Source organism: Flavobacterium caeni (assembly GCF_900101895.1).
GTDB lineage: Bacteria > Bacteroidota > Bacteroidia > Flavobacteriales > Flavobacteriaceae > Flavobacterium > Flavobacterium caeni.
Map to the genome: position 1 here is coordinate 136,716 of NZ_FMVF01000003.1, position 14,072 is coordinate 150,787.

Consider the following 14,072-nt stretch of genomic DNA (forward strand, 5'->3'; position numbering starts at 1 on the left):
CGCCAGTTATTAACATTTTCTTAACTCGGTTCGGTCGTAGCGTCGTCGATGCCAACCGATTGGGCATAGATCGCATACTGGCACGCCGACACAATCGGCAAGGTAAAGAACAGGCCGATACAGCACGCCAGCAGCCCCAACAGTGCGATGATGCCGCAAACCAGCAACAAAAAAAGGATCGGCCAAAACTTTCGCGAGACCACCACGGCGCTCGAAACAATCGACTCGATAGGGGATTGGTCGCCAAAGATGATCAACGGAACGAACAACGTGGTCAGGATCGATACGGCAATGATCAACAGGAACAATACCAACGTGACCCCCGGCGACAACGGCAACAAATATTCCGACCCGAGCGCCGCGGCAAAAGTCACCAGGTTGATGACGAATCCGGCCACAAACAAGTCCGAGAAATGTGCCCCTTTGTAGTACTGGAAGGCACTGCCCAAACTGATCTCTTGGCCTTTTTCGAAGTCATAACACATCCTTATCAATCCCGCCGACAGCGGTATCGACAAGGCGCCCAGCAAGATGCGCGACAGCCCGTCGATGACTTTGTGTTGCAGTGTTTGGTGCTCGAGCTGAAACTGGAGTTCCTTGAGCATTTCCTCAAAATTCATATCTGGCGTCACGCGACTCATGTCGAGCGTGCTCGCCGCCGTCATCGACATCACCGCAAAATAGACGATGCCAAACAGCAAGAATACAATCCCGCCAGGCAACGCGATGGCTTTGTAGGCGGCAAACGCACGGTTCAGGGTGTCGTCAAAGCTAAAGGTGTAACCGTTGGTTTTTATTTCTTCGATGCGGTTTTTGATGGTTCTCATGTCAAAGCCATTTTAAAAGTTTGCGTATGGTTGTGAATTTGTCGGAATAAGGGGCGTACCGCATCGGCAAGTCAAGCCAGTTGGCCTTTTTGACGATGGGCTTGCGGTGCGAAAAAGTCTCGAAGCTGTACCGTCCATGGTAGGCGCCCATGCCCGAATGTCCGACGCCGCCAAACGGCAAGCGCGCATTGCCGAACTGCACCACGGTGTCGTTGATGCTGCCGTTGCCAAACGAAAAACGTTTCATCATTTTGCGCGTAAAGCCGCTGTTGCCAAAGGCGTACAAAGACAAGGGTTTCTCGTAACGCGAAATAACGGTTGCGATTTCGTCTTCGGTTTCATACGAAAGGATGGGCAGGATAGGGCCAAAAATCTCGTCTTGCATGACGGCGCTTTCGAGCGTGGGTTCGTCGATCAGCGTAGGGGCAAGGTAGCGTTCGGCTGCGTCGGATTCGCCGCCGTACAGGATTTTATCGGTGTCGATCAAATCGAGCAGACGGCTCCAGTTTTTGTCGTTGATGATTCTCGGGAAGTCGGGCGATTGCTTGGGATTAGTACCATAGGCCCGTTCGATTTCGGTTTTGAGCAAATCGATGAAACGCGTCTTGACCTTGTTCTGGATCAGCAAATAGTCGGGCGCTATACAGGTTTGTCCGGCGTTGAGGAATTTGCCCCAAACGATGCGTCGCGCGGCAAGCGCGAGATTGGCCGTCGCATCGATGATACACGGGTTCTTGCCGCCCAGTTCGAGCGTCACGGGTGTCAGGTGCTCGGCCGCGGCCTTGGCGACCAATTTGCCCACGGCCACGCTGCCCGTAAAAAAAATGTAATCCCAACGGTGCGTGAGCAATTTTTGCGAGACCTCGGCGCCGCCTTGGTACACTTCGACATGGTTGGGCGAAAACGTAATCCGCACGATTTCGGCGATCAGCGCCGCGGTGTGGGGTGTGAGTTCCGACGGTTTGAGCGTCACAGAATTGCCCGCCGCCACTGCCGCAATCAGCGGACACATCGCGAGCTGGAACGGATAATTCCACGGCGCGATGACCAGCACCTTGCCGTAGGGCTCGCGGTAAATCCAATCGGTAGACGGGAAGTTGAGCAGCGAAGGCCAAACGCGTTGCGGACGCGCCCAGCGGTTCAGGTTTTTGATCGTTTTTTTGAGTTCTGACGTCACGATAAACGTCTCGGTCACCAACCCTTCGAACGCGGGTTTCCCGAAGTCTTTTTGCAACGCCGACAAGATTTCGGTTTCGCGCGTGGCAATGTGGTGCAGCAACTGCGTGAGCACCTTTTTGCGGAACTGGACGTCGGTTTGGAAATTCATTGGCGGGATCACGCCCAAATGTAGCAAATTTAATCGAATTGGAAACCGTATCCGATATAGGCGTCGGCTTGCTTGGCGTCGGACAGCAAAGCGGTGATCACCGAACCCGATCCGATGAAAAAGCCATACGCCCTAAACCCGAGACCCGTGGCAAATCCCGAGAATTCACTCGACGACATCGGCAAATAGACCTCGATGGTACGCGTGGTAAATCGCGGTGTGAGCGAAAAGACGTTTTGCCCCGCGATTTGTGTGTTCTCCTCGTCTTTGCGCATTTTGAGCTGTGCGAATGCGGTGACGTAGAATTGGGGCACGATCTTGAGGTCGGCGTAGGCGGTCAGGACGGTGGGCAGCGTCACCTTGAACGATTTGCGTTCGGCCACCGTTTTGTTCAAAAAGCCGCTCGCGAGCAACAGGCTTTCAATTTCCCTGAGACTTTGGGCGCCCTGGAATTGGTTCAATCCGAGCGTATCGGTGCCTTGTACCGACAGCACATAATTCGTATCGGAATTGTCGTTCGATTTGAATTTCATGCTGCCAATGTTCTTGACGGCCACGCCCACGTTGAGTTTGTAGTGCCCTTCTTCGGCATCTTTCAGACGGTAGTTGACACCAATGTCGGCCGCAACGCCGTTGGGTTTGCCGAACAACGAGCTCGCGTAATCGCCAAACTGGCTAAAGTCGTCGCCCAGGTTGCCCGAGTATGCGATGTTCAGGTTGGCCTGTGCATTGGTCAGGCTGACTTCGCCGAATTCGTTGTGCACCGTACCCGAAAACTCGTTCGCGCCAAAGTTCGCGTACGAGCCTGGAAACAACAGTTTTACCGAAGCCCCGAGGTTGAGTTTGTGCGTTGCATCTTCGAACAGGATCGTTGCCGCAGAAAATGCGACCTCGCCCCAGCTGGTTCCCGCCAAGCGTTGGTTGTTGCTGTTGGCGATCACCGACGATCCGCTCAAATACGAATCTATTGCGCTGTTGGTGAGCGCGTCGCCAAGGTTGGCGTCTACATCAACCAGATCGAGTTTGGCGTGGCCCTTGGTGGTAAAGGCAAATGCCCAGCGTTGGCTGTTCCAGGCGATGCCGGGGCCGGTAATTTGGGCGTCCATCCGCAAGTCGACGGCAGTGTTGCCGGTGAACAGTTTGTCGGCAAAATCGCCGCCACCCACAAGGTCGCTGAAGCCGAGTTCGCTGTTCGACGCCTTGGCGCTTATCGAAATGACGTGGATGTCATAGCGGGCATTGAGGTTCACGAGTTCGGCGGGGTTCACCCCAGCGTTGATGATCCCGCCGCGTTGCGAGGTGTTGATGCCCGCGTAATGTTCTTGCGCGAAGTTCGCTTGGGAAAGAAGTCCGAGTAAAAGACAAAGCATTTTTTTCATGGCAAATAGTTTTAGATTCGACATTGGTTTTGTTTTTGTGGGGACATCTTGGGCCGCACTTTCCCTACCTCACGACAAATTATTTGTCCGCAGATTGGGATGACGGTAAAATAATAACGTTTTACAGCAAAGAATGTTATGGGTTTGCCTAGTGGGTATTAGGCGTTTCCCTATCGACGGCGCGCCATACGGTTTCGTCGGGCACCGGGGCGATCAGCGTAAGATTTTCTTTCGAAACGGGATGCACGAAGTGCAGTTTGCGCGCGTGCAGGTGGATGCCGCCGTCTGGGTTGCTGCGGTCGGCGCCGTATTTCAAATCGCCTTTGATGGGGCTGCCGATGGCCGCGAGTTGCGCACGGATTTGGTGGTGACGCCCCGTATGCAGGTCGATTTCGAGCGCGCAGTAGCTTTGCAGCGAGGCAATGACTTTGTAGTCGAGGCTTGCCATTTTGCTGTCGGGGACTTCTTTTTCGTGCGCCTTGGAGGTGTTGTTTTTTTCGTTGCGCTTGAGGTAATGTATCAGTTTGTCCTGCGTTTTTGCAGGTTGGTTTTTGACGACGGCCCAGTAGGTTTTTTGCGTCTCGCGGTTCTTGAACAAATCGTTGAGCCGTGTAAGGGCCTTGGATGTCCTAGCAAAAACGACGATGCCGGTAGTAGGTCTGTCCAATCGATGCACGACACCCAAGAACACTTCGCCGGGTTTGTTGTATTTGTCCTTGAGGTATTCCTTGACCACGTCCGACAGGGGTTTGTCGCCGGTTTTGTCGCCCTGCACGATGTCGCCCACGCGCTTGTTGACCACGATGATGTGGTTGTCTTCGAACAGGATTTGCAGGTTGGTCTTGTTTGAAACGATTTTCATAAAGGAAGACAGGGCCGCGTTAGGGATGGGAGCAAGGTGCCGCGCACCGCGTACAGCCCGGGCCGCAGGCAACGCCCTAATAAATAGTAAAAATAGAAAATGATTAATATTGTTCCTTTTCGTTCGGAAAGTCTGCCGATTTCACGTCTTCGACATATTTGCCGATCGCGCCCGTCATTTGTTCGTACAAATCGAGGTAACGGCGCAAGAACCGTGGGCTGAATTCGTTGTTCATGCCCAGCATGTCGTGGATTACGAGCACCTGGCCGTCGACGCCGCCGCCCGCACCAATGCCGATCACGGGGATCGAGATGCTTTGCGCCACGCGCTGGGCGAGCTTGGCGGGGATTTTTTCGAGTACGATTGCAAAACAGCCCAAGCGCTCGAGGAGTTGCGCGTCTTCGACGAGTTTTTCGGCCTCGGCTTCTTCCTTGGCCCGTACGGTATAGGTCCCGAACTTGTAGATCGACTGCGGCGTAAGCCCCAAGTGCCCCATGACGGGGATGCCTGCGGCGAGGATGCGTTTGATGGATTCCTTGATTTCGCTGCCGCCTTCGAGTTTTACCGCGTGCCCGCCGCTTTCTTTCATGATGCGGATGGACGAACGCAGCGCCTCTTTGGGGTCGGATTGGTAGCTGCCGAACGGCAAATCGACCACCACGAGTGCGCGGTCTACGGCGCGGATCACCGACGAGGCGTGGTAAATCATTTGGTCGAGCGTGATGGGCAGCGTTGTTTCATGGCCCGCCATGACGTTCGAGGCCGAATCGCCTACCAAGATCACGTCGACGCCCGCGGTGTCTACGATTTTGGCCATCGTGAAATCGTAGGCGGTGAGCATCGAGATTTTCTCGCCGTTGGCCTTCATTTCGATCAGCGACTTGGTGGTTACTTTCTTGTAGTCTTTTTTCGCGACAGACATAGGTGTTGTTTTAGGATGGTAAAAGTAGTAAATGGTTTTTGATGCCGCGGCATCGGGCGCGGAAAATTATGCCGATGGGCAAGTAAAGCATGGTTGGATTTGCGGTTTTTGGAACATGGGATTGGTGCGATCGAAGGGAAAATGTAAAAATGGGGAAAATCTGTAGGAGTTAGGGGATAAAATTGTATTTTTTCGGTAGGGAAGGGGATTTAGAAGGTATTCCCTACGACAATTCTGCGAGACACCGATACAAACCCGAGCCCGGAGGGCGAACTGTACGAAGTAAAAATCTGTACATTTTGTTAAAGTTTCAGATGATGTCCCCAAAGAGTTGTTATTTGACCAAAAAATCGGAAACCCGTACCCGGAAAAACCAATGCAAAACGATTCACTACCCAAAATCATGAACAAATTTTCCCTTTTTATTTTGTTGCTCTTCGCGCAATTGACGTTCGCGCAGGAAGCCGATATACGCAGGTCGATCGATACTTTTTTCGAAGGCCTGCACCAAAAGGATACCATCAAGATGAAGTCGGTGTTGGCCAAGCCGATGGTTTTACATTCGGTAGACGAACGCAAGGATGGCGCGGTGTTTTCGGTCGAATATGCAGCGCAATTCTACCGCTCGGTGGCGTCGGTTCCCAAAGATTTTTCGTTTGGCGAGAAGTTGCTCTCGTGCAAGATCCAAATCGACGGAAGCATGGCGCACGCCTGGACCCCCTATGAATTCTACGTCAACGGCAAGCTCAGCCATACCGGCGTCAACTCGTTCCAGCTGGTCAAGGAAGGCGACAAATGGATGATCGTTTACTGCATCGATACGCGTCGCAAGCCTTGACGTTTAATGACTAGGGTTTCAAGTGCGCTGTAAGTAACCGCGCGGTATGCTGTAATCCTTGATTGCTTTGCCAGCCTTCATGCCCCGGAATCACGTAGGACGGATTCGGGAATTTGGCCAGCGTGCGGCGGATCGATTTAGGCCATTGGCGCACATCGGCGTCGGCGAGGTTCCCCAGATTGTCGGTGTCGGTGCTTTTGACGAAACAACCGCCGTGCAACACTTTCTCGTTTTCAAACCATACGACGATGTTGTCCTGGGTGTGTCCAGGGCCGGGGTAAAACGTTTCGATTTTACGCCCTCCAATGATGAATACAGTATCTTTTGAGAACGTGTATTGCGCCTGTTGTTCGTTGTATTTGCGACACAATTCGAGCGTTTGTTTGGAAGAGTAGGTCTTGACGCCTTTCGATTGGAGGTAGTCAAAACTCCCCGTGCGGTCGGCGTGGAAATGTGTGGCGATGCAAAGCAACACCTTTTTACCGTGCTTTTTTTGGATGGAATCAAGTAGCGGTTGGGCTTGCGAGGAATCCCACGGCGCATCGATAAGCGCAACGCCTTGGTCGGTGACAAGGTAGGTCCCGTTGGCGGGGTACGGTTTTTCGCCGCCCAAATCGTGGTAGGTGGTGTAAACGTAGAGGTTGCCCGTAAGGTGCGCGATGTCGAGCTGCGCGTGGGCCATATCGAAAACCAACAGCAGCAGCCACCAACGCATCGTCATCCAAAATCTAAAATTCAACATTTAAAATAAAAACTAGCAATCGGCCATATTCACGGCTACGGCCAATCCGCCCTCGGAGGTTTCCTTGTATTTCGAGTTCATGTCCTTGGCCGTCTGCCACATGGTATTGATGACTTTGTCGAGCGGTACTTTGGCGTTCTTGGCATCGGTTTCGAGCGCAAGTTCGGCCGCGTTGATGGCCTTGATCGCACCCATCGTATTGCGTTCGATACATGGGATTTGGACGAGTCCGCCAATCGGGTCGCACGTCATGCCCAGGTGGTGTTCCATCGCAATTTCGGCCGCCATGAGTACCTGTTCTGGCGTTCCGCCCATGACTTCGCACAAAGCACCTGCCGCCATGGCCGACGATACGCCGATTTCTGCCTGGCAACCGCCCATGGCCGCCGAAATGGTCGAGCCTTTTTTGAAAATACTGCCGATTTCGCCCGCCACCATCAAAAACTGCTTGATTTCGGCTTCCGAGGCCTGGTGGTTTTCGATCACGCAATAATACATGAGCACGGCGGGAATCACGCCCGAACTGCCGTTGGTAGGCGCGGTCACCACGCGACCGAGCGCCGCATTGACCTCGTTGACGGCCAGCGCAAAACACGAAACCCATTTGAGGATTTGACGGAATTTGACCTCGGTCTTGCGGATGGTCTCGAGCCACTCCTGCGGGGTCGAATAGTTGGCCAGCCCAATCAGGTTCTGGTGCATGTCGAACGCGCGTCGGCGTACGTTGAGCCCGCCAGGCAACGTGCCTTCGGTATGGCAACCGATGTACATGCATTCGAGCATGGTATGCCAGATGCGCATCAGTTCACGGTGGATTTCGTCTTCGGAACGCATCGATTTTTCGTTGTCGAGGACGATGTCGGAAATCTTGCGGTTTTGCGCAACGGCATATTGCAGCAATTCCTCGGCGTTTTGGATCGGATACGGAAACGCGCATTTGATCGCGCTTTTTTTCTTGGCGTTGACGCGTTCTTCCTTGACGACAAACCCGCCGCCGATGGAGTAGAACGTAGATGCGTATTCGGTATCATTGTCAAGATAGGCAGTGAACATCAAGCCGTTGGCGTGGAATGGCAGGAAGTTTTTGTTGAACACGATGTCCATCAGGAACGAGAACGGGATGGTTTTTTCGTTACCCAGGTTGATTTGCTGGTTGTCCTCTATCGATTTGATGATGCCCGAAATGTTCTCGACCGGGATGTATTCAGGATCTTGCCCCGACAGCCCAAGCATGACGGCCAGATCGGTGGCGTGGCCCTTGCCCGTAAGCGACAGCGAGCCATATAAATCTACCTTGACACGTTCGACTTTGGCCATCAAATTTTCGTCGCGCAACTCGGCCAGGAACCGCTCGGCGGCACGCCAAGGCCCGAGGGTGTGCGAGCTCGATGGCCCGACGCCTATTTTGAGCATGTCGAAAACAGAGATACATTCTTCCATAGCAACGGAGTTTGTCACAAATATAGCGCGAATGTTGTGAAATTCTTAAAATCACAGGCTTTTTTTGCCATATCTTCAATTGATTAATTTTGAAGGATCGTCGAAATCGAGGGTTCTCGTTTCAGTTTTTGGATCAGGTCTTGCGTAAACAACCGAGAGCCTTTTAAATTGAGGTGCATGGCATTGTAGAAATTATCCCGATCCATCGATAGGGGATGGTTCGAATAGTCGAAAAAAGGAATATGGAATCGACGGCTGCAATCGCGATAAAACTTGAAAATTTCCTTTCGGTTGGTAACCAAATACTGGCCTTCGATATACTGTGGCGAATAGACCAATATGACTTTGATGTCGGCCGCTTGACATTCCTTGAGGAATTGGGTAAACAAATCGGCCAGTTCGCCGACAGGAGCGGCAAAAGGTTTTACCTTATTCAAGTCACCTAGCCATTGGGCATCTCGTCCTTGATAGCCTTTCAATCTTATTACAGGATTCTTTTCGGGTGTGCGTTTCAATCGAATCACTTCTTTAACGGCATCCAATTGACCATAGTAACGCACCAAAGGCAAAAGATAGTCATAGGAACTGAATCCATTATAATGATGGATGCGGCTCCAAATCTCGGTATTCCAAAGCAAATACGGCAAGAACTGCTCAGCATTGTAAAGGTCCGGGCGGGTAAATAAACTCAAATCGTCTACCGACAGGACAATCAGTTTGGGTTTCGTGTTGGTTGTCGCCAATCGATGACGCAAATACTGCATCCTGAAATTGTGGCCGTCAATCCCCAAGTTGTAGGTGCCCAACCCAAGCGAGTCTTCGATCATTTGGGAGTCGAAATGAACCCATGCGCGCGAGCTGCCATAGATCAATATCGGTTCATCGATTGTGCCGTCGATCAAACCGTTCCAAATTGTATATTCCTTGTTCGCGAACGAATTCGATTGCTTGAGGTTTTCAGACAAAAAAATATCGATTGCATAAGCCACAAACACTATAGGCACGAAAAACAGGGCGATGCGAAAAAGGAATTTTTTCATGACTAGAATTGGAAGTAAATGAATTGCTGATTTTTACCGGCATAGAGAAAAATGATGACAACCAGCAGATAGTAGAATGCCCAACGGCACCAGACATTTTTGCGGAGCAGGTTGGCGATGGCATACTTTTGTTCACGCCCAAACCATTCAACGACCACAAAGCACGCGACAAGCAATAGGATTGCAGGCGCAAGAGAATCGTCCTTGAAAACAGGTTTGGTCCATAGCGATCGCGATACCATCCCAGATAGGTATTCGATGGCAATCGTTACATTCTCGGCCCTAAAGAAAACCCATGCAATACAAGCAAGGACAAAGGTAAAGCCCATCGACAAAAGGTCCTTGACGCCGGGCAGCAACTTTCCTTTTGCGACTATTTCCAGATTGTTTCTGTTGCGGCTGGTGATGATCGATGGCATAATAAATAAGGCATTGAGCGCACCCCAAATAATGAACGTCCAGTTCGCGCCATGCCAAAATCCGCTCACAACAAAAATAATGAACGTATTTCTGATACGCATCCAATGACCGCCCTTGCTGCCGCCAAGCGGAATGTACAGGTAGTCCTTAAACCACGAAGAAAGCGAAATATGCCAACGGCGCCAGAATTCTGCTATATCCCTTGAGAAATAAGGATAAGCAAAATTGCGAAGCAGGTCGATTCCCAAAAGACGGGCCGTACCCAAAGCGATGTCGGAGTAGCCCGAAAAATCGCCATAAATCTGAAAGGCAAAAAACACCGCGCCCAAGGCCAGCGTACTGCCCGAATGGTCGCTTGGGTTTTCAAAAATGATGTCTGCAAAATGTGCACAGTTGTCGGCAATGACCACTTTCTTGAACAACCCCCAAAGGATTTGCTTCATTCCGTCGGTGGCAGCCGGAAAACTAAAGATGCGTCTTTGTTTGATTTGCGGCAACAAATGCGTCGCACGCTCTATGGGTCCCGCCACGAGCAGTGGAAAGAAACTCACGAAAACGGCGTAATCCACAAAATCCTTCTCGGCCTTGATCCGGTCTTTGTAAATATCAATTACATAGGAAAGTCCGTGGAAGGTATAAAAAGAGATACCAACCGGCAGGATGATCTGCAGCGTATAAGGATGGACAGTCAAGCCAAAATTGGCGAGCGCCTGCGCAAAAGACTCTGCGAAAAAATTGTAATATTTGAAAACCCCAAGAAACCCCAAGTTGACGCATACGCTGAGCCAAAACCAAAATTTCTTGTTGCGTTGCGTTGGCGCTTCGGCCATCCTTATGCCGGTGTAATAATCGAGTACGGTCGAAAAAATCAACAAAAACAAAAAGCGCCAATCCCAGCATCCGTAGAAAAAGTAACTTGAAACAAGCAGCAGCAGATTCTGATACCTTAGGTTCTTTTGGAACACAAACCAGTACAGCACGAAAACGACGGGAAAAAAGACCGCAAAATGAAGCGAGTTGAAGAGCATGGTTTGTTGGTTTGGGCAAATATACACATTACCGTCGATCTCAAAAGGATGCACATTGGTTTTGTCGATTGTTAAAGGAATTTGAACAAAGCATTGATATTAGTCGACAACAAACTACCTTTGCCCCGAAATCACGACCATGCCCAACAAGTATTTCCTATCGGCCATCACGGCTTTTGTCATGTGGGGTTTTTTTAGCCTCGCGCTCAAGCCGTTGCACGACTATCCATCGCTCGACATTTTGTTTTACCGTGTTTTCTATGCGACGGTCTTGTTGCTGTTGATCAATGCAGCGTTTAGAAAAAAAGCGCTCCAGAGCGATTATGTGGTGTTCACCAAGCTCGAAAGAAAACGACGGGTCAAAATGCTGGCCTTGACCATTGGCGGCGGATTCCTGCTCGTGGTCAATTGGTTTTTGTTCATTTATGCGATCAACCATGTCAGTTTAAAGTCGGCGTCGTTTGCCTACTTGATTTGTCCGATCGTGACCACGGTGCTGGCCAATCTGATCCTCAAGGAACAATTGTCGCGCTGGCAGTGGTTGGCCGTGGGGATGAGTTTCCTGAGCTGTGTTATCCTGGGCATGGAGAGCGCGACCGATTTGGCCTACAGCCTTGTCATCGCCTTTACTTTTGCGATGTATTTGATCACGCAACGCAAGAACAACCAGTTCGACCGTTTTGTCATCCTGACCGTGCAAATGGCCATCGCGGCGCTCGTGATCCTTCCGTTTTTTCCGGTCTACAGCGGGCCACTTCCTACGGCATCGGTGTTTTGGGTTTCAATGAATTTTATCGTGATTTTCTTTACGATTATTCCATTGTTTTTGAACCTGTATGCGCTCAAAGGCATGCGGTCGGCCACGGTGGGCATCTTGATGTACCTCAATCCGATGATCCACTTTATGCTGGCCGTTTTTTACTTTAAGGAACGCGTCGATGCGCTCGAAGTGACGGCCTACTTGCTTATCCTGGCTTCTATTGTGGTGTTCAACGAACAGTTTTTGTTCAGGCGCCGTACGCGAGTCGAAAGCTGAAAGCCTATGGCAGGTGTTGTTCGAACAGCATTGGCAAACTTGCCGTTGCTTTCCATTTCCCCTTGGGGACGCCAGCCCCGCCCTGGTCTAAATTTACAGCGTTCGGCAGACATTGTTGTATAGAAAATCTGTAATCTTTTGGAGCAACAGACAATAACAATAAAAAATGCCATCTTGTCATACCTCAATCGGTCAAAACTGACAATTTCACGCTTTTTCCCGCATGGCACAGTCATTGACTAAAGCCGATCCGAAGTTCAAAAACAATCAACAACAATATAATTTAAATAAAAATGGGTAAAATAATTGGAATTGACTTGGGAACCACCAACTCGTGCGTGGCCGTTATGGAAGGCTCGGAGCCGGTAGTAATCCCAAATTCAGAAGGAAAGAGAACAACGCCGTCCGTGATCGGATTCGTGGAAGGCGGCGAGATCAAAGTGGGTGACCCTGCCAAAAGACAGGCGGTGACCAACCCAACCAAAACCATCGCTTCGATCAAGCGTTTCATCGGGCACACGTTCGAGGAAGCCAAGGAAGAAGCCTCACGCGTACCGTACAAAGTAGTCAAGGGCGACAACAACACGCCGCGCGTGGACATCGACGGACGCGCCTACACTTCGCAGGAATTGTCGGCGATGACGTTGCAAAAAATGAAAAAAACGGCCGAAGATTATTTGGGAACCACCGTTTCTGAAGCGGTCATCACCGTGCCGGCTTACTTTAACGACGCGCAACGCCAAGCAACCAAAGAAGCAGGCGAGATCGCGGGCTTGAAAGTCATGCGTATCATCAACGAACCTACCGCAGCTGCACTGGCTTATGGTTTGGACAAAAAAGGACACGACCAGAAAATTGCCGTATACGACTTGGGTGGTGGTACGTTCGATATCTCGATCCTCGAATTGGGCGATGGTGTATTCGAAGTATTGTCTACCAATGGCGACACGCACTTGGGCGGAGACGATTTCGACCAGGTGATCATCGACTGGCTTGCCGACGAATTCAAGGCCGAGGAAGGTATCGACTTGCGTCAGGATCCGATGTCGTTGCAACGTTTGAAAGAAGCGGCAGAGAAAGCCAAAATCGAATTGTCGTCTGGTGCCGAAACCGAAATCAACCTGCCTTATGTGACGGCTACCGCTACAGGGCCAAAGCACTTGGTCAAAAAATTGTCGCGTGCCAAATTCGAGCAATTGGCCGATACACTTGTCAAGCGTTCGATGGAACCGGTAGCCAAAGCATTGAAAGACGCCGGTTTGTCTAAATCAGACATCGACGAAGTGATCTTGGTAGGTGGTTCTACAAGAATCCCTAGAATCCAGGAAGAAGTAGAGAAGTTCTTTGGCAAGAAACCGTCAAAAGGCGTAAACCCTGACGAAGTGGTAGCCATTGGCGCGGCCATCCAAGGTGGTGTTTTGAGCGGAGACGTCAAAGACGTATTGCTCCTCGACGTGACGCCATTGTCGCTCGGTATCGAAACCATGGGCGGCGTGATGACCAAACTCATCGAATCGAACACCACGATCCCGACCAAGAAGTCACAGGTGTTCTCGACGGCCGCCGATTCGCAGCCATCGGTTGAAATCCATGTTTTGCAGGGCGAACGCGCTTTGGCAGGTGACAACAAAACCATCGGACGTTTCCACCTCGACGGTATTCCGCCGGCCCCGCGTGGTGTTCCGCAAATCGAAGTGACCTTCGACATCGACGCCAACGGTATCATCAAGGTATCGGCCACCGATAAAGGAACAGGCAAATCGCACGACATCCGTATCGAAGCTTCTTCAGGTTTGACGCAGGAAGAAATCGAAAGAATGAAGAAAGATGCCGAAGCCAATGCCGATGCCGACCGCAAGGCCAAGGAAAAAATCGACAAGCTCAACGAAGCCGACAGCATGATTTTCCAGACCGAAAGCCAGCTCAAGGAATTGGGCGATAAATTGTCGGCCGACCACAAATCGGGTATCGAAAGCGCTTTGGAGGAACTCAAATCGGCGCACCAGTCGCAGGATTTGGATGCCATCCAGGCCGGTCTCGACAAAGTGAACGCCGCATGGAAAACCGCCACCGAAGCCATGTACCAGCAAGGTGAGCAAAGCGCTCCGCAAGCCGACGCCCAACCGCAAGGCGAGGCGCAGGGCGACAACGTCCAGGACGTCGATTACGAAGAGGTAAAATAATTTACTTGATTATAGAAGAAAGAACCCA

At 51.1% G+C, this 14,072-nt stretch carries 12 protein-coding genes; 3 read left to right on the forward strand and 9 right to left on the reverse strand.

The genetic code is table 11. The annotated features are described in order from the left end of the window. Window positions 1-20: 20 nt before the first annotated feature. From BLP55_RS02970 to panB, 5 genes are all read right to left on the reverse strand, one after another. Complete coding sequence (locus tag BLP55_RS02970; protein ID WP_091140843.1) at window positions 21-827, reverse strand: hypothetical protein; 807 nt, start codon at window positions 825-827, stop codon at window positions 21-23. A 1-nt stretch (window position 828) separates the two neighbouring features. Beyond that, on the reverse strand, window positions 829-2,154 hold the full coding sequence (locus BLP55_RS02975) for an aldehyde dehydrogenase (RefSeq protein ID WP_091140844.1): 1,326 nt from the start codon (window positions 2,152-2,154) through the stop codon (window positions 829-831). A gap of 29 nt (window positions 2,155-2,183) precedes the next feature. After that, window positions 2,184-3,533: a hypothetical protein gene (locus BLP55_RS02980; protein ID WP_091140845.1), complete on the reverse strand. Its 1,350-nt coding sequence runs from the start codon at window positions 3,531-3,533 to the stop codon at window positions 2,184-2,186. 148 nt (window positions 3,534-3,681) lie between these two features. After that, a complete protein-coding gene (locus tag BLP55_RS02985; RefSeq protein WP_091140846.1) occupies window positions 3,682-4,395 on the reverse strand; it encodes an RluA family pseudouridine synthase in 714 nt (237 codons plus the stop codon). A 103-nt stretch (window positions 4,396-4,498) separates the two neighbouring features. Then, entirely contained in the window at window positions 4,499-5,317 is an 819-nt protein-coding gene (gene panB, locus BLP55_RS02990; RefSeq protein ID WP_091140847.1) for a 3-methyl-2-oxobutanoate hydroxymethyltransferase, read from the reverse strand. A 403-nt stretch (window positions 5,318-5,720) separates the two neighbouring features. On the opposite strand from panB, the gene BLP55_RS02995 reads away from it, so the two are divergent. Further along, window positions 5,721-6,155, forward strand: a complete 435-nt coding sequence (locus BLP55_RS02995; protein WP_091141048.1) for a nuclear transport factor 2 family protein — start codon at window positions 5,721-5,723, stop codon at window positions 6,153-6,155. A gap of 10 nt (window positions 6,156-6,165) precedes the next feature. Here BLP55_RS02995 and bla read toward each other — a convergent pair whose 3' ends face one another. From bla to BLP55_RS03015, 4 genes are all read right to left on the reverse strand, one after another. Beyond that, window positions 6,166-6,897 (reverse strand): BlaB/IND/MUS family subclass B1 metallo-beta-lactamase, encoded by a 732-nt coding sequence (gene bla, locus BLP55_RS03000; protein WP_091140848.1) that lies wholly within the window; start codon window positions 6,895-6,897, stop codon window positions 6,166-6,168. A gap of 12 nt (window positions 6,898-6,909) precedes the next feature. After that, on the reverse strand, window positions 6,910-8,337 hold the full coding sequence (locus tag BLP55_RS03005) for an L-serine ammonia-lyase (protein ID WP_091140849.1): 1,428 nt from the start codon (window positions 8,335-8,337) through the stop codon (window positions 6,910-6,912). An 83-nt stretch (window positions 8,338-8,420) separates the two neighbouring features. Beyond that, window positions 8,421-9,377, reverse strand: coding sequence for a hypothetical protein (locus BLP55_RS03010; protein ID WP_091140850.1), 957 nt, complete (start codon window positions 9,375-9,377; stop codon window positions 8,421-8,423). Between the two features lie 2 nt (window positions 9,378-9,379). Then, complete coding sequence (locus tag BLP55_RS03015) at window positions 9,380-10,825, reverse strand: MBOAT family O-acyltransferase (protein ID WP_091140851.1); 1,446 nt, start codon at window positions 10,823-10,825, stop codon at window positions 9,380-9,382. Window positions 10,826-10,964: 139 nt separating this feature from the next. Between BLP55_RS03015 and BLP55_RS03020 the strand changes: the two genes are divergently transcribed. Together BLP55_RS03020 and dnaK are read left to right on the forward strand one after the other, a co-directional pair. Then, complete coding sequence (locus BLP55_RS03020; protein ID WP_091140852.1) at window positions 10,965-11,861, forward strand: EamA family transporter; 897 nt, start codon at window positions 10,965-10,967, stop codon at window positions 11,859-11,861. 293 nt (window positions 11,862-12,154) lie between these two features. Next, window positions 12,155-14,044 (forward strand): molecular chaperone DnaK, encoded by a 1,890-nt coding sequence (gene dnaK, locus BLP55_RS03025; protein ID WP_091140853.1) that lies wholly within the window; start codon window positions 12,155-12,157, stop codon window positions 14,042-14,044. Window positions 14,045-14,072 lie beyond the last annotated feature (28 nt).